The organism is Sinomonas sp. ASV486 (assembly GCF_030908215.1).
Classification (GTDB): domain Bacteria; phylum Actinomycetota; class Actinomycetes; order Actinomycetales; family Micrococcaceae; genus Sinomonas; species Sinomonas puerhi.
The window spans coordinates 87,003-103,079 of the sequence record NZ_JAVFJK010000013.1; the positions used below are offsets into that span (position 1 = coordinate 87,003).

General features: G+C 69.6%; 13 protein-coding genes and 1 pseudogene. 6 read left to right on the plus strand and 8 right to left on the minus strand.

Annotation, left to right across the window (positions count from 1 at the left end):
• Positions 1 to 105 precede the first annotated feature (105 nt).
• Entirely contained in the window at positions 106 to 1,425 is a 1,320-nt protein-coding gene (locus RBS60_RS17225; protein ID WP_307958793.1) for an MFS transporter, read from the plus strand.
• Between the two features lie 112 nt (positions 1,426 to 1,537).
• Here RBS60_RS17225 and RBS60_RS17230 read toward each other — a convergent pair whose 3' ends face one another.
• Entirely contained in the window at positions 1,538 to 2,656 is a 1,119-nt protein-coding gene (locus RBS60_RS17230) for a Rossmann fold nucleotide-binding protein (protein WP_307958794.1), read from the minus strand.
• Between the two features lie 214 nt (positions 2,657 to 2,870).
• On the opposite strand from RBS60_RS17230, the pseudogene RBS60_RS17235 reads away from it, so the two are divergent.
• Positions 2,871 to 4,253: pseudogene (locus RBS60_RS17235) on the plus strand (CehA/McbA family metallohydrolase); the annotation flags it as partial.
• Here RBS60_RS17235 and RBS60_RS17240 read toward each other — a convergent pair.
• A complete protein-coding gene (locus RBS60_RS17240) occupies positions 4,196 to 5,302 on the minus strand; it encodes a Gfo/Idh/MocA family oxidoreductase (RefSeq protein ID WP_307958795.1) in 1,107 nt (368 codons plus the stop codon). The pseudogene RBS60_RS17235 and the gene RBS60_RS17240 overlap by 58 nt on opposite strands.
• Positions 5,303 to 5,419: 117 nt before the next feature.
• On the opposite strand from RBS60_RS17240, the gene RBS60_RS17245 reads away from it, so the two are divergent.
• Positions 5,420 to 6,469 carry a LacI family DNA-binding transcriptional regulator gene (locus RBS60_RS17245; protein ID WP_307958796.1) on the plus strand — a complete coding sequence of 350 codons (1,050 nt, stop codon included), beginning with the start codon at positions 5,420 to 5,422 and terminating at the stop codon, positions 6,467 to 6,469.
• A 52-nt stretch (positions 6,470 to 6,521) separates the two neighbouring features.
• Here RBS60_RS17245 and RBS60_RS17250 read toward each other — a convergent pair whose 3' ends face one another.
• The 4 genes from RBS60_RS17250 to RBS60_RS17265 form a co-directional block, all read right to left on the minus strand.
• Positions 6,522 to 7,502 carry a DUF6994 family protein gene (locus RBS60_RS17250; RefSeq protein WP_307958797.1) on the minus strand — a complete coding sequence of 327 codons (981 nt, stop codon included), beginning with the start codon at positions 7,500 to 7,502 and terminating at the stop codon, positions 6,522 to 6,524.
• Between the two features lie 196 nt (positions 7,503 to 7,698).
• A complete protein-coding gene (locus tag RBS60_RS17255) occupies positions 7,699 to 8,277 on the minus strand; it encodes an HhH-GPD-type base excision DNA repair protein (RefSeq protein WP_307958798.1) in 579 nt (192 codons plus the stop codon).
• A 40-nt stretch (positions 8,278 to 8,317) separates the two neighbouring features.
• Positions 8,318 to 9,085: a TIM barrel protein gene (locus RBS60_RS17260; RefSeq protein ID WP_307958799.1), complete on the minus strand. Its 768-nt coding sequence runs from the start codon at positions 9,083 to 9,085 to the stop codon at positions 8,318 to 8,320.
• Entirely contained in the window at positions 9,082 to 10,200 is a 1,119-nt protein-coding gene (locus tag RBS60_RS17265) for a Gfo/Idh/MocA family oxidoreductase (protein WP_307958800.1), read from the minus strand. Before RBS60_RS17265 ends, RBS60_RS17260 begins: the two co-directional genes overlap by 4 nt.
• A gap of 148 nt (positions 10,201 to 10,348) precedes the next feature.
• Here RBS60_RS17265 and RBS60_RS17270 point away from each other — a divergent pair, with 148 nt between their 5' ends.
• Complete coding sequence (locus RBS60_RS17270; RefSeq protein WP_307958801.1) at positions 10,349 to 11,341, plus strand: LacI family DNA-binding transcriptional regulator; 993 nt, start codon at positions 10,349 to 10,351, stop codon at positions 11,339 to 11,341.
• Positions 11,342 to 11,362: 21 nt separating this feature from the next.
• Here RBS60_RS17270 and RBS60_RS17275 read toward each other — a convergent pair whose 3' ends face one another.
• Positions 11,363 to 12,295: a LysR substrate-binding domain-containing protein gene (locus RBS60_RS17275; protein ID WP_307958802.1), complete on the minus strand. Its 933-nt coding sequence runs from the start codon at positions 12,293 to 12,295 to the stop codon at positions 11,363 to 11,365.
• A gap of 123 nt (positions 12,296 to 12,418) precedes the next feature.
• Here RBS60_RS17275 and RBS60_RS17280 point away from each other — a divergent pair, with 123 nt between their 5' ends.
• Positions 12,419 to 13,558 carry a PrpF domain-containing protein gene (locus RBS60_RS17280; RefSeq protein WP_307958803.1) on the plus strand — a complete coding sequence of 380 codons (1,140 nt, stop codon included), beginning with the start codon at positions 12,419 to 12,421 and terminating at the stop codon, positions 13,556 to 13,558.
• Between the two features lie 57 nt (positions 13,559 to 13,615).
• Entirely contained in the window at positions 13,616 to 14,926 is a 1,311-nt protein-coding gene (dctA, locus tag RBS60_RS17285) for a C4-dicarboxylate transporter DctA (RefSeq protein WP_307958804.1), read from the plus strand.
• 118 nt (positions 14,927 to 15,044) lie between these two features.
• Here the strand turns inward: dctA and RBS60_RS17290 are convergent, their stop codons facing one another.
• Positions 15,045 to 16,064: a sugar phosphate isomerase/epimerase gene (locus RBS60_RS17290; RefSeq protein WP_307958805.1), complete on the minus strand. Its 1,020-nt coding sequence runs from the start codon at positions 16,062 to 16,064 to the stop codon at positions 15,045 to 15,047.
• Positions 16,065 to 16,077 lie beyond the last annotated feature (13 nt).

Genomic DNA, 16,077 nt, shown 5'->3' on the forward strand with positions numbered 1-16,077 from the left:
CCCCCCCCCCCGCTCCCCCCCCCCCCCCCCCGCCCCGGCCGCCCCCCCCCCCCCCCCCCCCGCCCCCCGCCCCCCTTGCGTCCATCATTGGAAGAGGATCCCAGCATGACCATTGAAACCAGACTGACCGCGCAGCCCGCCGCGCCGGCCGAGACGCTCAACACGAAGGACATGCGCCGCATCCTGGCCTCGTCCTTCATCGGCAGCGCCATCGAGTACTACGACTTCATGCTCTACGCGACGGCCGCGTCCCTCGTGTTCAACAAGGTCTTCTTCGCGAACCTCGGGCCGGGCTTCGCGATCTTCGCCTCGTTCGTCACGCTCGCCATCGGATATGTCGCGAGGCCGCTCGGCGGGCTCGTCTTCGGCCACTTCGGCGACATCCTGGGCCGGAAGAAGATGCTGGTCCTGTCCATGCTCATCATGGGCGCGGGCACGGTGGCGATAGGCCTTCTGCCCCCGACGGCGCAGATCGGCGTCGCCGCGCCGATCGCCCTCTCCGCGCTCCGGCTCGTCCAGGGCATCGCGGTGGGCGGCGAGTGGGGCGGTGCGGCGCTCATGGCGATCGAGCACGCTCCCGCGAAGCACCGCGGCTTCGCCGCAGCGTTCGCCAACGCGGGTGGCCCGGCTGGCGCGATCCTCGGCACCCTCGCCCTCTCGCTCTTCGCCGCGGTCTCGGGGAACCAATTCCTCACGTGGGGTTGGCGCGTGCCGTTCCTCCTCTCGGCGCTCCTGATCCTCGTGGGCCTCGTCATCCGGCTGCAGGTGTCAGAGACCCCCGCCTTCAAGCGCCTCGAGGCCGAGGGCGAGAGGCGACGTGTGCCGATCCTCGACGTGCTGCGCAACAACAAGCGCGCCGTCCTCCTCGGCCTGACCGCGACCACCGCGTTCTATGTGTGCCAGTCCATGACCACGGTGTGGGGCGTCTCGGTCGCCATCGAATCCGGTGCGGACAAGAATGGCGTGCTCAACATCAAGGCCGCGGCTGCCGTGCTGACGCTCATCGTGACGTTCTGGTCTGCGCGCCTCTCGGACCGCTTCGGACGACGCCGCCTGCTCGCCGTGGGCACGCTCTCCGGCGTTGCGCTGGCGTTCCCGATCGTCTTCCTCATGACGAACGGCACTCTGTGGGGCTTCGCCATCGCGATTGTGCTCGGCAACGGCCTGGTCCAAGGTCTCCTGTACGGACCGATCGCCGCCTATGTGGCGGAGCAGTTCCCCACCCGCAATCGGTACACCGGGGCATCGCTGGCATACCAAGGTGCGTCGATGCTCGGGGCCGGGTTCACTCCGATGGTCGTCGCCGGCCTCGCCCTCCTGACGGGCGGCCTCTGGGTGATCGGCGGCTTCTGGATCGCGATCCTGTTCCTCGCGTTCGTGGCGGTGCGGGCCACACCGGAAGGCACGAAGCGCGACCTCGACTGACCGCTCATCGCAGGCACGTGACCCCGCATCCTTGAGAGGTGACCCCGCATCGGTCTTGATCGTTGCGGGGTCACCTTTCGCGATTGCGGAGTCACGTCGCAGCGACTCGGCCTCAGGCCAGCGCGGCGACCGCTTCTTCGACCGAGTCGACGAGGCGGAGACGGTCTGCCATGCCGCGGCCTTCCGCGAGGGTCCGCAGCAGCGGCCACGCCGGGAGCTCCTCAGTCCAGTGCCGCTCCCCCACGAGGACCATGGGCGTGATCGTCTCACTCGTGCCGTAGTAGTTCTCACACGCATCCTGGAAGACCTCCTGCACCGTGCCCGCGGCACCGGGCAGGAACACGACGCCTCCCGTGCACTTCTCGAGCAGCACGGCCTCGCGCACCGAGTTCGCGAAGTACTTGGCGATGTGCGTCGCGAACAGGTTGGGCGGCTCGTGGCCGTAGAACCACGTGGGGATGCCGAGGCTCGGCGTCCCGCCCGGGAACCGGCCCAGCACCGCGAGCGCGGCGCGCGCCCATGAACTCACCGAGGGCCTGAAGCGGGGCACGACGGCGATCTCCCGCAGTGCCGCATCGAGGGCCGATTCCGGGAAGGCCGCCAAGTAGGCTCCGAGGTTCGCGGCCTCCATCGCGCCCGGCCCGCCACCCGTGGCGACCACATGCCCGGCCGCCGCGAGCCCGCGCCCGAGGCGCGCGGCGTCGTCGTACACCGGACTCCCCCGGAGTCCGGCGTGTCCACCCATGACGCCCACGATCTTCCGCCCGGCGAACGGCCCCTGGAGCGCGTCCTGCAGCGCTTCGCCGATGTGGTGGTCGTGGAGGGCAGCGGAGATCGCAGACTCGACGCCGACGCGGCCCTGCTGCTGGGTCCAGGCATAGATCCGCGCGTCCGGCGTCTCCTCGTAGGGCCGGTACTCGACTCCCGTGTACAGCTCGGGACCCGTGTAGAGCGCAGGGCGGTACGGATCGAACGGGAGGCCGGGCAGGACCGGGAAGACAAGTGCGCCCCTTGCCCGCAGGGACTGCTCCATCCCGGGCTGGAGCCGGCAGCCGAGGAACATGGCGCCCGCCGGGTCGAGGGCCTTGAGCGCGCTCGAACGCTCCGTGAGGTCCACCGACTGCACCTGCCACCCGGCCATCGAGGCCGCGCCACCGGCCACGAGCGCATCGAAGTGCCCGAGGGACTCGACCTCGAGCGTGCGCGGCAGCGGGGCGGGGGTGGCGTTCATGGGGCCAGAGTATCCGGATCCTCCGGTGTCCCCCGGAGCGAATTCAGCGCCGATTCGGACTGCCTTAACCGAGATTTAACTATGAGTCCCGACCATGGTCCGGGTGACATCACCCTGCCAAGCCCACAGCGGCGACACCCCAGCCCTCCTCTCCCCGTCACGTCGGGGATTCCTCACGGCCGCGCTCACCGGCGCGGCGCTGACCCTCGCACCGATGACCTTCGCCACCGCGGACACCGGCACGAGCCGAACCAAGACGATCACCGGCCACCTCGACCCCGGAGCCGCTGACTTCGTGTACCTCCCGGTCGAGATTCCGGCCGGGGTCAACAAGATCAGCGTCTCGTACTCCTACAACAAGCCCACGATCACACCGGGCCTCCTCGTGAACGCCTGCGACATCGGCATCTTCGACGAGAAGGGCACCGAGCTCCAGGGCAAGGGCTTCCGCGGATGGTCCGGCGGCTTCCGCACAGAATTCTCCATCAGCGCCGCGGAGGCAACTCCCGGCTACCTCGCCGGGCCCATCGGCAAGGGCACGTGGAACGTCATCCTCGGCCCGTACCAGGTGTCCGAGCATGGCCTTGACTACACGGTGACCGTCACGCTCGACTTCGGCCCCGACGGCACGCCGTACCAGCCCGCGTACCCGCCGCAGGCGATCGCGGGTCGCGGCGCCGGGTGGTACCGCGGCGACGGCCACCTGCACACCGTCTACTCGGACGGAAGGCGGACCCCGCAGGAAGTCGCTGCCGGCGCCCGGGCCGCACACATGGACTTCATGATCTCCACGGACCACAACACGCCGGCGTCCCACGGCGTGTGGGGCCCCCTCGCGGGGGAAGACCTGCTCATCATGACCGGCGAAGAGGTCACAACCCGCAACGGCCATTACCTCGCGCTCGGCCTCAAGCCGGGCGAGTGGATCGACTGGCGCTACCGCGCGCGCGAGAAGGGCTTCGAGGAAGCTGCACAGCGGATCCACGCCTCCGGAGGGCTCGTGGTCCCGGCCCATCCGTACTGCCCCTACGTCGCGTGCCGCTGGAAGTTCGGCTACGACGACGCCGACGCCGTCGAGGTGTGGACCGGCCCGTGGACGGTCGACGACGAGTTCTCCGTCAACACGTGGGATTCCATGCTCGTCCATTCCGTACGGACTACTGGCCGTTGGCTGCCCGCGATGGGCAACAGCGATGCGCACAGCGTCCCGCAGGTCATCGGATGGCCGCACAACGTGGTCAACGCGTCCGCGCTCTCGCACGACGCGATCCTTGAGGGCATCCGCAACGGGCGCTCATGGATCGCCGAGTCGGCGGGCATCTCACTCGAATTCGCCGTGAAGTCCGGCGGGAAGACGGCCGGCATCGGCGAGCGCCTGAGCGTGGCCGACGACGCGCCGGTCACCGTCTCGGCGACGGTTGCCGGCGTGCCGAACGGCGTGGTGCGGTTCATCACCGACGAGGGCCAGACGCAGCAGATCACGTTGCCTGCATCCGGTCAGGGCACGAGCACGTGGATCACGACGCCGCAGCTCGCGGCCTACATCCGCGTCGAGGTCCGGCACCCGAAGAGCGACGGCACGTCGGGCAGCGGCACGGAGATGGGCCCGAACCTTTCGCTCGGAGCCATGGCGGCGCTGACGAACCCCATCTTCCTCGGGAACGGGAAGTAGCCGGCGACGGCGTCCTCCGGGGTGCAGGGATTCGTGCGTTCGCCGAGCACAAGCTCCACGAAGGCTGCGAGCTCGGCCCGGTACGCGGCGTCGAACCGCTCGGCGAACGTCTTGTGCGTCTCCCCTGCCGGGAACGCGACGCCGGTCTCGGTCGAGCGCAGGGCGGTCTTGTCGTCCAGCCCCACCATGACGGAGTCCTTGGACCCCTGGATCTCGAGGCGCACGTCGTGTCCCGCCCCGTTGTAGCGCGTCGCGGAGACCGTGCCAACCGTGCCGTCGTCGAACGTCACAGCGGCGAGCGCGGTGTCGACGTCGCCAACCTCGCCGATCGCGGGATCGCCGTTGTTCGAGCCCTTCGCATAGACCTCGACGATCTCGCGGCCGGTGAGCCACCGGAGGATGTCGAAGTCGTGGACCGAGCAGTCGCGGAAGAGGCCGCCGGACGTGGCGAGGAACTCGACGGAGGGCGGGAACATGTCCCCGGTCATGGCCCGCAGCGAATGGATCCAGCCGATCTCACCCGCGTCGAAGCGGCGCTTGGCCTCGAGGTAGCCCGCGTCGAAACGGCGCTGGTGGCCGATCTGCACGACGCCGCCCTTCTCGGCGATGTACTCGAGCACCGGCAGGGAGTCCGCGACGGAGCCGGCCACCGGCTTCTCGCAGAACACGGGCAGCCCCGCGTCGACGCCCGCCCGGATGAGCTCGGGGTGGGTCTGGGTGCCGGTGGCGACGACGAGCGCGTCGACGCCGGAGGCGATGAGCCCCTGCACGCCGCCAGTGACGAACTCGGCGCCGACCTCGGCCGCGACGGCGCGCGCGTGCTCCTCGGCGACGTCGGTGAGCTTGAGCCGAAGCTCTACGCCGCGCTCGCGCTCGGCGAGCTGCGGCGCGATCGCCGCGATGTTGCGGGCGTGCATGACGCCGATGCGCCCGACTCCGACGAGTCCGAGCGTGACAGTCTTGGTGGTCTCCATGTGGGCACTCCTCCGTCAGTTCCGGAACGCATATGGGAACGTTCCAACATCTGGTTTAGAGTATCCCTATGACCGGCGTTGCGGTCAAGATTTGTCCTGACATTTGTGGAGGCGAACATGGCGCAGGCCGGCCCCAAGCCCGCGACGATCCTCGACGTCGCCGCCCGAGCCGGCGTGTCCAAGTCGGCCGCCTCCCTCGCGCTGCGCGGCACGGGCTACGTGAGCGAGGCGAGGCGCCGTGCCATCCTCGAGGCCGCCGCCGAGCTCGGCTACCGCCCCAACGCCGCCGCGCGCGCCATGGGCTCGGCCCGCAGCGGCACCGTCGGCGTCATCCTCGATGACCTGCGCAACCCATGGTTCGTCCCCGCGGTCGAGGGCCTCACCGAGGGCCTCCATGCGGCGGGCCTCCACGCGCTCCTCGGCGACTGGCGGCTCGAGGGGGCCGAGCTCGCGGAGCGCTTCCTCGAGCTGCGTGTCGAGGCCCTCGTCCTGGTCGGGACGCTCGACGGCGCGGAGACGGCTTTCGCCGAGATCGCGCCTTTGCCCGGGGGGATCCCCGTGCCGGTGGTCCAAGTGGGCGCTCCCCACGCCCAGGTCCCCGGTGCCGCTGTGGTCACCAACGACGATGCCGAGGGCGCCCGCCGCGTGGTCCGGCATCTCGCGGCGCTCGGGCACCGCCGGATCGCGCACCTCTCCGCCCCCGGAACCGCGGTGGGCGACGCACGGCGCGCCGGATTCGAGGACGCGTGCCAGGTCCTCGGCATCGAGTCACAGACGGTTGAGGCCGGACGCACCGAGGAGGCCGGCTGGCGCGCGGCGCACGAGGCTCTGGATGCGAGCCCGCGGCCCACAGCCCTGTTCGCGGTGAATGACATGGCCGCGTTCGGCGCTCTCTCCGCGGCCGATGACCTCGGCCTCCGCGTCCCCGAGGACCTCTCGCTCGCCGGCTACGACGACACCCCGGCAGCTCGCCTCAAGGCAGTGGGCCTCACGAGCGTGGACAATGCGAGCCGGGAGGCCGGGCGTGTCGCTGCGGACCTCCTCGCCGCACGGCTTGCCCACCCCGGGTCTCCCAGGGGAACCTACGACGACCGCGAGCCACCCGCCGTCGTCCTCCTGCCGCCTGAGCTCAAGGTGCGCACGAGCACGGCGCCGCCTCCGTCATGACTGCAAGTGGTTCGCGCCCCGGCTCACCGGCGACTGGTCTGAGAAGGCACGACTAGGGAACTTCAATGTCGGGGTGCTGCCGCCGAACCCACTCGGCCATCCGCCGCGCTCGTGCTGCGATGAACTCCAGCGTGGCTTCGCGGTACGTCACGTATTCGTCGCGTGTGACGGGTGTCCCGGGGCGCTCGAAGTTGTCGAACGGCAGGTAGAACTGAACCTCGTTGTAGTCGGGCGTCACGAGGTCTTGCAGGTGGAAGAAGTCAACGAACTCAGTGAACCCGTCGAAGAGTTCGAAGAAGTCCGCATAGGCGCCGAGGACACCGGCCAGAGGGCTCTCTTCCTCTCCCGTGTAGTGACGCCGGATGCACTCAAGGGTGAGGTCCATGCGGTCACCGATCAGCCTGCCCGAGGGACCGAACCCTCGTGCCGTATTCATCGTGGGTCGGTACTCCTTCCTCACGGGCCAGATCATCGCGCTGCCGATCGTGTACGGCGGGTTGAGGTAACGGGACCGCTCGTCCTCGTTCAGCGACGCGATCGCGCCTGCCAGAGACGTCGGACGTGACCAGCCGGTGTAGGAGCTGGTGATGGCGTCGCTGCCGTACCAATGCCTGGCCTCGGAAGCATCGGTGTAGACGAGGTACCCGTTCCGACGGGCCGATGGCGCGGTCGGGGCGAAATGGACGCCAGAGTTCAGCTTCTTGGTCCACAGCAGCTCATGGTCCGAGCGGAGCCGGGGGCTGTCCCGGTCCGCATCGGGTCTGGACTTCGCAGGCCTGTCCGTCTTGTAGTCGAAGGAGATATCGAAAGCTCGCCGGACCTCGCCTATGATCGCGATCTGCTTGGACTCCACCACGGCGGAGTAGTCAGGCATGGTGCTGCCTAGACAGGCCTCGACCCGGTAACGCCCATCTCCCAGTGGATATGCCGTCACCGGCTGGCCGGCCGGGACGGAGACACCCCCGCCGTGCTCGCCGGAGATGATCGGCTCAAAGATGATCTCTTCCTTGGTCTCTGCCGTGAACGCTTCCATCGGTTCCCCCCTCGTGTGGCTCCATTGTGCCCATCTCGGCCGACGTCCAGCCCGCGCCACTCGCAGACGTTGCCATGGTCTTGCGCACTGGCCCACGAAGCCCTGTGGTGCGCTCCGCGGCGCGAGGATGCCTCGGCCGGTGCCGCCGGCCGGCGGTGAGACCGCACGACGGCGAGCGGTCGCCGTCGTGCGCGGCTCACTCCTTTGCTGAGGCCTTCGCCGCAGCCTTCTGTGAGCGCTTGTGCTCGCGCACCTTCGCGAGGGACTCCGGCGAGACGATGTCGGCGACACTGCGGTACGAGCCGTCTTCACCGTAGGCGCCAGAGGCCTCGCGCCAGCCCGCCCCAGCGTAGCCGTACTGCTTGCCGAGCAGCGCGAGGAAGATCTTCGCCTTCTGCTCGCCGAAACCCGGGAGCTTCTTGAGTCGCTTGAAGACCTCGGCGCCGTCGGGCGCGCCCCGCGTCCAGATCGCCGCGGCGTCGCCGCCCCACTCGCCCTCGATCTCGGCACAGAGGGCCTGGACCCGCGCAGCCATCGACCCCGGGAAGCGGTGGACCGCCGGGGTCTCCTTGAACAGCTGCGCAAAGTCGTCGGGATTCGCGTGGGCCAGGGCGCCCGCATCGAGCGTGCCGGCCCGCTCGGAGATCTTGAGCGGGCCGGCGAACGCGGTCTCCATCGGGACCTGCTGGTCCAGCAGCATCCCAATGAGGAGGGCCAGCGGGTCGTCGGTCAGAAGGCGGTCGGCGGCGTCGTCGCCGGTGATGTGCAAGGCCATGGGGCCAGTCTTCCACTGGCTCCGGCGTAGGTCGACGAGCTCAGCGACCGAACTCGGCCCCGAAGGCCGTGAGCGCGGCGTCCGGATCGCCGGACGCGTAGGCCTCCATGCCCACGGTGCCCTCGTATCCGGCCTCGGCGAGCGCCCGGTGGACCGCCGCGTAGTTGATCTCGCCTGTGCCGGGCTCGCAGCGGCCGGGCACATCCGCGACCTGGACCTCGCCGATCCACGGCAGGGCCTCGCGCACCAGCTCGATGAGGTTTCCCTCCCCGATCTGCGCGTGGTACAGGTCGAGCATGAGCCTGACGTTCGGGTGGTCCACAGCTCTCACGAGCGCGAGCGTGTCCTTGGCCCGCGCGAGCGGGATGCCCGGGTGGTCGAGGATCGTGTTGAGGTTCTCGAGGCAGAACGTGAGCCTATGCCTGGCACCGAGCTCGCCGAGCTGCTCGAGCGCCTTCGCCGCGGTGAGCCACATGGTCCCGTCCGAGCGCCAGTGCGGGCGCGCGGCCTGGCCGTCCACAAGCTCCGCTGAGTGCACCACGAGGCGTTCGACGCCGAGCTCCAGGGCCGTGGGGATCAGGCCTTCCGCTGTGCTCACCACGAGGTCCGCGGTGTCCGGCTCGACGAGCGAGCCCGTCACATAGCCCGTCATCGACGAGAACCGCGCGCCAGTGGCCTTGAGCTCCGCGATGTCCTTGGTGCGGGAGTCCCACATCTCGACGTCGAACCCGGCCTCGCTGATCCTCCGGACCCGCTCGATAAACGGCAGGTCCGTGTAGACCATCTCCGCGCAGACGGCGAGCCTCATCGCGCCACCGACCCGGCGCCGTCGTGCGTCCCCTCGGGAGCCGAGCCAGCGACGCCTGCCGCCGCCCCGCTCTGGACTGACTCGATGCAGGCGCGCGCGAGGGCGAGGGCGCGTCGGGCGTCGGCGAGGCCGGGTGTCACGGGAACGCCGTGCTCGGGCGCCGCGGTGCCGTCTCGGCGGCCGGCGACGTGGGCCGCGAAGTCCGCGAGCTCGTCGCGGTAGGCATCGGCGAAGAGCTCGATGTTGAGGCGGGGCGTCTCGGCGCCCACGCCATCAGCGGTGTAGCGGCACGCGGCCGTCTCGGTCGCGCGGCCGGCCTGGACCATGCCGGCGGAGCCGAAGGTCTCGCCGCGCACGTCGTAGCCGTAGAGCGCGGAGAAGTTGGCCTCGGCCACGGCAATGGCGCCGTTGCTGTAGCGGATCGTCGCCACGGCCGTGTCGATGAAGCCCGCGTCCTTGAACGAGGGCTCGACCAGCGCGTCCGCGAAGACGTGGACGCTGATGGGCTCGGCACCGGGGTTCATCCAGTTGAGGGCGTCGAAGTCGTGGATGAGCGTCTCGAGGAACATGGTCCACTGGGGGACGCGGGCGGCATGGGGGATGGAGCCGTTGCCGGGGTCCCGCGTGAGGGAGCGGAGGAGCTGCGGGGTCCCCACAACGCCCGCGGCGAGGTCGCGGCGTGCGGCGAGGAAGTCCGCGGCGTACCGCCGGTTGAAGCCGATCTGCCAGTGCACACCCGCCTCGGCGACGGCGGCCTCGATCTCGGCGAGCTCCTCGAGCGTGGTGGAGCCGGGCTTCTCGCAGAACACGTGCTTGCCCGCACGCGCGGCGGCGATCGAGAGCGGGGCGTGGAACCGGATCGGGCCGGCGATGACGACGGCGTCGATCGCGGGATCCGCGAAGAGGTCGGCGGCGTCCGCGGTGACCTTCTCGACGCCGAGCTCGGCCGCGAGCTTCGTGGCGGGCTCGATGGCTGGGTCAGCGATCGCGGCGAGGGTGGCGCCTGGGATCCTCTCGGCCAGGCTGCGGGCGTGGAAGGCGCCCATCCAGCCGGCGCCGATGAGGCCCACTCGGACCGGCTCGGGTCGGGCCGAGTCGACGGGGAGGTAGCTCATTGGGGGGGTCCTCTCGGGAAGTCAGCATGGGATCTAGATCGATCTAGTGAATCAGGTGCTGTCAGTGTGGCACGCCTCGCGCGCCATGTCTAGATCGATCTAGTACAGTGTGCGCAAGAGTTCCACGACAACGCCGAGGAGGAGGACCGTGGCCAAGCGCCCCACCATGGCAGACGTCGCCGCCGAGGCTGGCGTCTCGCGGGCCCTCGTCTCGATCGTGTTCCGCGGCACCCCAGGCGCGAGCGACGCGACCCGCGCGCGCGTTCTCGCGGCTGCCGACAGGCTCGGCTACCGCCTCGATACCCGTGCCCGGCTGCTGCGGAGCGCGCGGAGCCGACTGCTCGGCGTGGTCTTCGCGCTCGACGGCGCCTTCCACGCCGAGCTCGTCGAGGCCCTCTACCCGGCGGCCTCGGCGGCAGGGTTCGACCTCGCCCTGTCCGCGCGCAGTCCGCGGCGCTCCGAGGACGAGGCGCTGCGGTCCCTCCTGGACCTCGGCGTCGAGGCCCTCCTCGTGCTCGCGCCGAACACGGCGCCCGATCAGCTCGGGGCCCTCCCGCTCCCGGTCGTCTCGGTCCTCGAGCCCCAGACGCACGACGGCGTCGCGAGCGTCGCGACGGACGAGGCCGCTGGCGTCGGGCTCGCCGTCGCGCATCTGAGGGGCCTCGGACACCGCCGTCTCGTGCACATCGACGGCGGCTCCGCCGTGGGCGCCGAGGCGCGCCGTGGCGCGTTCCGGGTCCTCGAGGGCGAGGATGCTGCCGTCGTGCCAGGCGGGCCGAATGACGCTGCCGGCATGGATGCGGCCCGGACGCTCCTCGCGCTCGTCAGCATCCGCCCGCACGAGGCGCCCACGGCGGCAGTCGTCTTCAACGACGAAGCCGCGCTCGGCGTCGTCCATGTGCTGCGCGCCGCCGGCCTCCGAGTGCCGGAGGACCTCTCGGTTGTCGGCTACGACGACTCCCGCCTCGCGGCGCTGGTCCACGTGAGCCTGACGAGCGTGCGACAGGACCCCGATGCGCTCGCCGCCGCGTCCGTCCATGCTGCGGCCGAGGCGCTCGAGGGGCGGATCGAGCACGCGCTCGTGCCCCCCTCGCTCACGGTGAGGTCGAGCACCGCGCCGCCGCGCGCCGTCGTGCACTGATCACAGCATGTGCGGGGCGGTTCAGGCCTCGACGCTGTCCGAACGCAGGCGCGCCCGCGTTCGCCGCGCCGTCGACCTGAAGACGGATACGGCCTGTTGCCCGGCAGGGCTAAGGCGTCGGTTGGCGAGCTGGGCCAAGAGGATCCTGCGCATGGGCGATACGGCGAGCGGAACCGCCACGATGTCGGCGCGGAGGGCGCTCAGCGCCAGCTGCGGGGCAAGGGCAATCCCGATTCCCGCGGCCACCATGCCCTGCGTCTCCTGGTAGTCGTTCGCCGCGAAGGCGATGCGGGGCTCGAAGCCGGCGTCGCGGCAGACCCGCCGGAGGACGTCGGCCACCGGGTGCTCGTCACGGACAATCCACTCCTGATCGACCAGGGCGTCGATCGGCACTGATCGATGTCCAGCCATGGGGTGGTCCCTCGGGACCAGCAGCATGGTTGGATCGTCCATGAGCCGCACCAGAGCCAAGTCCTCGTCCTCGATGCGCTGCCATGGGTAATCCCACAGAAGCGTGAGCTCGACGTCCCGTCGCCGCAGCCGTTCCAGGAGTCCGTCGCGTCGAGCGCTCACCACGGTGACGGCGACCTCCGGGTGGCGCGCTCTGAAGGCCAGCACGACATCCGGCATGAGCGAAGCACCCACCGTGGGGAACGTCCCCATCCGAAGCTGGCCTCGCCGCAGGCCCGCGAACTCGTCCATCTCGGCGCGGGCCGCTTCGACGGTCCGGTCGATCTCGTCGGCGTACCTCAGGAGCGCGTGGCCCGCATCGGTGAGCACCACTCCCCTCGGGTGCCGCTCGACGAGCGCGACGCCCACCTCGTGCTCGAGCTTCGCGATCTGCTGCGAGACGGCGGACGTCGTGAAGGAGAGCGCCGCTGCCGCTGACGTCAGCGACCCGGAATGTCCCACTTCGCGGAGGACGTGGAGCCTGTGCAGATCGAGGTCGGACATGGACCGAGTTTAGCAAAAGTAGATCCTTCTCGATTTTTCTTCGATTGTGCTGAACCCTCGTGCCTTGGATCGTGGAAGGACAAGGCGCCGTGAGGTGCACCACCCAAGGTGAAGGAGAAGACAGTGCAACTCCGAGGTCACTGGTACCGGGGCGGCACGAGCAAGTGCTGGATCTTCGACGCCGAAGACGTCTCCCGGCATGCCTCAACGTACGAGGAGATCGGCTCGCTGCTGGCCGACGCCTTCGGGGCCGCTGATGCCCGCCAGCTCGACGGCGTCGGCGGGGGAACCTCGACGACGTCCAAAGCCGCCGTCGTCTGGGCCACTCCCGGGGGGCCCGCAGACCTCGACTATCTCTTCGCCCAGGTCGGGATCGGGGACTCGAAGGTTGAACTGGGCTCCAACTGCGGCAATTGTGCGACGGCGATCGCCCTCTATGCCGTGCAGTCAGGCATCGTCTCCCCCGGCGAGGACACGACGCGCGTGAGCATGCGAAACCTCAATACCGGGGCGGTGCTTGGCGGCACGATCGCGACTCCCGGCCGCCGCGTCCCGACATCGGGCCACGCAACGGTGCCTGGAAGCAGCGCACCGGGCGTGCCCGTGGGCCTCTCGTTCCGGGCCCCGTGGGGGCAGACCACGGGAGCTCTCCTGCCGACGGGCAGTCCCTCGGATGAGATCGCGGCCAACGGATGCGGTGTCACGGCGACCCTGGTCGACGCGGGAGCGCCTGCGGTCCTCATCCCGGCGGAGGAGATCGGCGTCGACCTCTCCTCGATGAGCGACAACCTCTCCGAGCACCTGTCCCAGCTCATCGACGCCCGCGCCTCCGCGGGCCTCGCGATGGGCCTGAGGAAGCCCGGGGATCCCCCGCAGAACGCGGTGCCGAAGGTTGGCATCGTGGCGCCCCCGGGCGACTACACGGCCGCCGACGGAACCCGGATCGCCGCGGACAGCCACGATCTGCGGGTGCGAATGCTCTCGATGCTCGCCCCGCATCCCGCGATCGGCCTCACGAGCGCCGTGGCTGTCTCGCTCGCGGCGGCCCTGCCGGGCTCCGTCGTCGCCAAGGCCCTCCCCCCTGCGCACGATGCACACTCCGGACCCCTTCTTCTGCGCATCGGAACACCCGCCGGAGTCATCACCACCGAAGTCGTCACCGACGATGCCGGCAACGTCATCGAAGTCGCCCTCCGGCGGGCGGCCCGCCATCTTGCCGTGGCCGACATCGACCTCGCGCGGCCCGTGCCCCAGACCGCCTAGACCCCCCCACCTGCCCCCTGTCACTATGGACAGGGCGCTCATCAAGGAAGTTGTTCAATGAAGATCAAATCCATCCTCGGACACCTGTACGTCCAGGTCCTCATCGGCGTCACGCTGGGCGTCCTCGTCGGCGCACTGTGGCCGGACCTCGGGTCCTCGCTCAAGCCGCTCGGCGACGGGTTCGTCAAGCTCGTGAAGTTCATGATCGCCCCGATCGTCTTCTGCACGATCGTCAGCGGGATCACCTCGCTGACCGACACGAAGAAGGTCGGCCCCACCCTGGCCCGATCCCTAGGCCTCTTCTATGCGCTCACCGCGCTGGCCCTGGCCATCGGCCTCGCCTCGGTCATGCTGTTCCAGCCGGGCGCTGGCATGCACATCAACCCCGCTCACCTCGACGCCTCCGTCGCCTCGAAGTACACGAGCCAGCTGCCCAGCAGCAACCCTGTCGACTTCCTCCTCGGCATCATCCCCACAACCTTCGTCGGTGCCTTCGCCGACGGCGAGGTCCTGCCCGTGCTCGTCATCGCCCTGCTGTGCGGCTTCGCCTTCAGCAAGCTCGGCACCCCGGGCCAGCTCGCCCTCAACGTCGTCAACAGCTTCAACCGGCTGCTGTTCGTGGTCTTCGGCTACCTCATGAAGGTCGCTCCCATCGGGGCGTTCGGCGCCATGGCCTTCACCGTGGGTAAGTACGGCGCACATTCGATCGGCAACCTCGGGATGCTGATCCTCGCCTTCTACGCCGCGTGCATCGTCTTCGTCGTCGTGGGCCTGGGCATCCTCGCCAAGATCGCCGGCTTCAGCCTCTGGCGGATCCTGCGGTACTTCCGGGACGAGTTCCTCATCGTCCTCGCAACGTCCTCGAGCGAGCCTGTGCTCCCGCGACTGCTCTTCAAGCTCGAGCGCATCGGCTGCGACCGCGGCGTCGTCGGACTCGTCGTCCCGACGGGGTACTCCTTCAACCTCACCGGCACCGCGGTCTACCTCACCCTCGCGTCAATGTTCATCGCCCAGGCCTGCGACATCCAGCTGAGCTGGGACCAGATCCTCCTCATGCTCGGGATGATGCTCCTGACCTCCAAGGGCGCGGCTGGCGTCAGCGGGAGCGGCTTCGTGGCCCTCGTCGCCACCCTCACCGTCATGCCCACCCTGCCGGTGGCAGGCGTCGCGCTCATCGTCGGGATTGACCGCTTCATGAGCGAGGCCCGCGCCCTCACCAGCACGGTGTGCAACATCGTCTCGTGCGTCGCCGTTGCGAAGTGGCAGGGCGAACTCGACACCGAGACCTTCCGCGCCGAGCTCAAGGCCGGCTTCGTCCCCACTGAGGCCGAGCGCGTCCAACTGGCCGAACCCGCACTGGCACACTGATCGGTTCTGAGCGGCCCGCCGTCAGGGCCAGCGCGTGACGCAAAATGGTGAGTTGAGCAGGGTATACGGACGCCCCCGACCCTGCTCAACTCACCATCCGTGCCGGCGGGGCAGGGAGTCAGGCGCGAGCGGGCGCGTCTTCGCCGATCATGCGGGCGGCCTCGAGCAGCACGCCGGCGGCGACCTCCAGGCCTTCGATGCGGCCGAGGGAGACATCCTCGTGCTCGATGTTGACCATCATCTCCGGATCCACGTCGCGGAGGGCTCGGAGGAACTCGGCCCAGTACGCGGCGTCGTGCCCGCGACCGAGGGCAACGAAGTCCCACGCCGAGTCCTTCGGCCACTCGTTCGCCCACTCGTCGCCGCCGAGGTTGGTGCGGGGCTCGTCCGGGGAGAGGCGGCGGAAGCGGTTGTCGAGGACGCCGTAGAGCTTGGCGTTCTCGGTGTTGACGCGCACGTCCTTCGCCGCCGCGTGGAACACGAGAGGCCCGAGCTCGCGGACCACGGCCACCGGGTCCATCTGCTGCCAGAAGAGGTGCGAGGCGTCGAGCTCGACTCCGACGTGGGTCGCGCCGGTGAGCTCGACGAGCTTGTGGACGTCGGCGGTGTTGAACACGATGTTCTGCGGGTGCAGCTCGAGGGCCACCTTGACGCCGTGGTCCGCGGCGAGGCGGTCGGTCTCGCGCCAGAAGTCCGCCGCGATCCCCCACTGGTAGTCCAGGACGTCGAGCGCGGCCGAGTTCCATGCGTTGACGATCCAGTTCGTCACTGTCGCGCCGGGCTCGCCGCCGGGGAGGCCGGACATGGTCACGACTCGGTTCTGGCCCAGGCGCTCCGCGAGGCGGATCGAGCGGCGGATGTCCTCGGCGTGCTTCTGGCCGATCTCGGCCTTCGGGTGGAGCGGGTTGCCGTTACAGTTCAGGCCCGCGATGGCTACGCCGGTGCCCTCGAAGATGCCCAGGTAGTCATCGCGGGCCGCGTCGCTGACGAGGATGTCGTCGAACGTGGGGACATGGACGGCGGGCAGGAAGCCGCCGGTGTTGATCTCGATGCCGGTGAGGCCGAGATCGGCGATGACCTTGAGCGCCTCGGGAAGGGAGCGGTCGTGCAGGATGGCGTTGTAGATGCCGAGCTTCATGGTGTGTTCCTCT

Coding starts and splice junctions, on each gene's coding strand:
- RBS60_RS17225 (WP_307958793.1), top strand. CDS start 106: ATGACCATTGAAACCAGACTGACCGCGCAGCCCGCCGCGCCGGCCGAG.
- RBS60_RS17230 (WP_307958794.1), bottom strand. CDS start 2,656: ATGAACGCCACCCCCGCCCCGCTGCCGCGCACGCTCGAGGTCGAGTCC.
- RBS60_RS17240 (WP_307958795.1), bottom strand. CDS start 5,302: ATGGAGACCACCAAGACTGTCACGCTCGGACTCGTCGGAGTCGGGCGC.
- RBS60_RS17245 (WP_307958796.1), top strand. CDS start 5,420: ATGGCGCAGGCCGGCCCCAAGCCCGCGACGATCCTCGACGTCGCCGCC.
- RBS60_RS17250 (WP_307958797.1), bottom strand. CDS start 7,502: ATGGAAGCGTTCACGGCAGAGACCAAGGAAGAGATCATCTTTGAGCCG.
- RBS60_RS17255 (WP_307958798.1), bottom strand. CDS start 8,277: ATGGCCTTGCACATCACCGGCGACGACGCCGCCGACCGCCTTCTGACC.
- RBS60_RS17260 (WP_307958799.1), bottom strand. CDS start 9,085: ATGAGGCTCGCCGTCTGCGCGGAGATGGTCTACACGGACCTGCCGTTT.
- RBS60_RS17265 (WP_307958800.1), bottom strand. CDS start 10,200: ATGAGCTACCTCCCCGTCGACTCGGCCCGACCCGAGCCGGTCCGAGTG.
- RBS60_RS17275 (WP_307958802.1), bottom strand. CDS start 12,295: ATGTCCGACCTCGATCTGCACAGGCTCCACGTCCTCCGCGAAGTGGGA.
- dctA (WP_307958804.1), top strand. CDS start 13,616: ATGAAGATCAAATCCATCCTCGGACACCTGTACGTCCAGGTCCTCATC.
- RBS60_RS17290 (WP_307958805.1), bottom strand. CDS start 16,064: ATGAAGCTCGGCATCTACAACGCCATCCTGCACGACCGCTCCCTTCCC.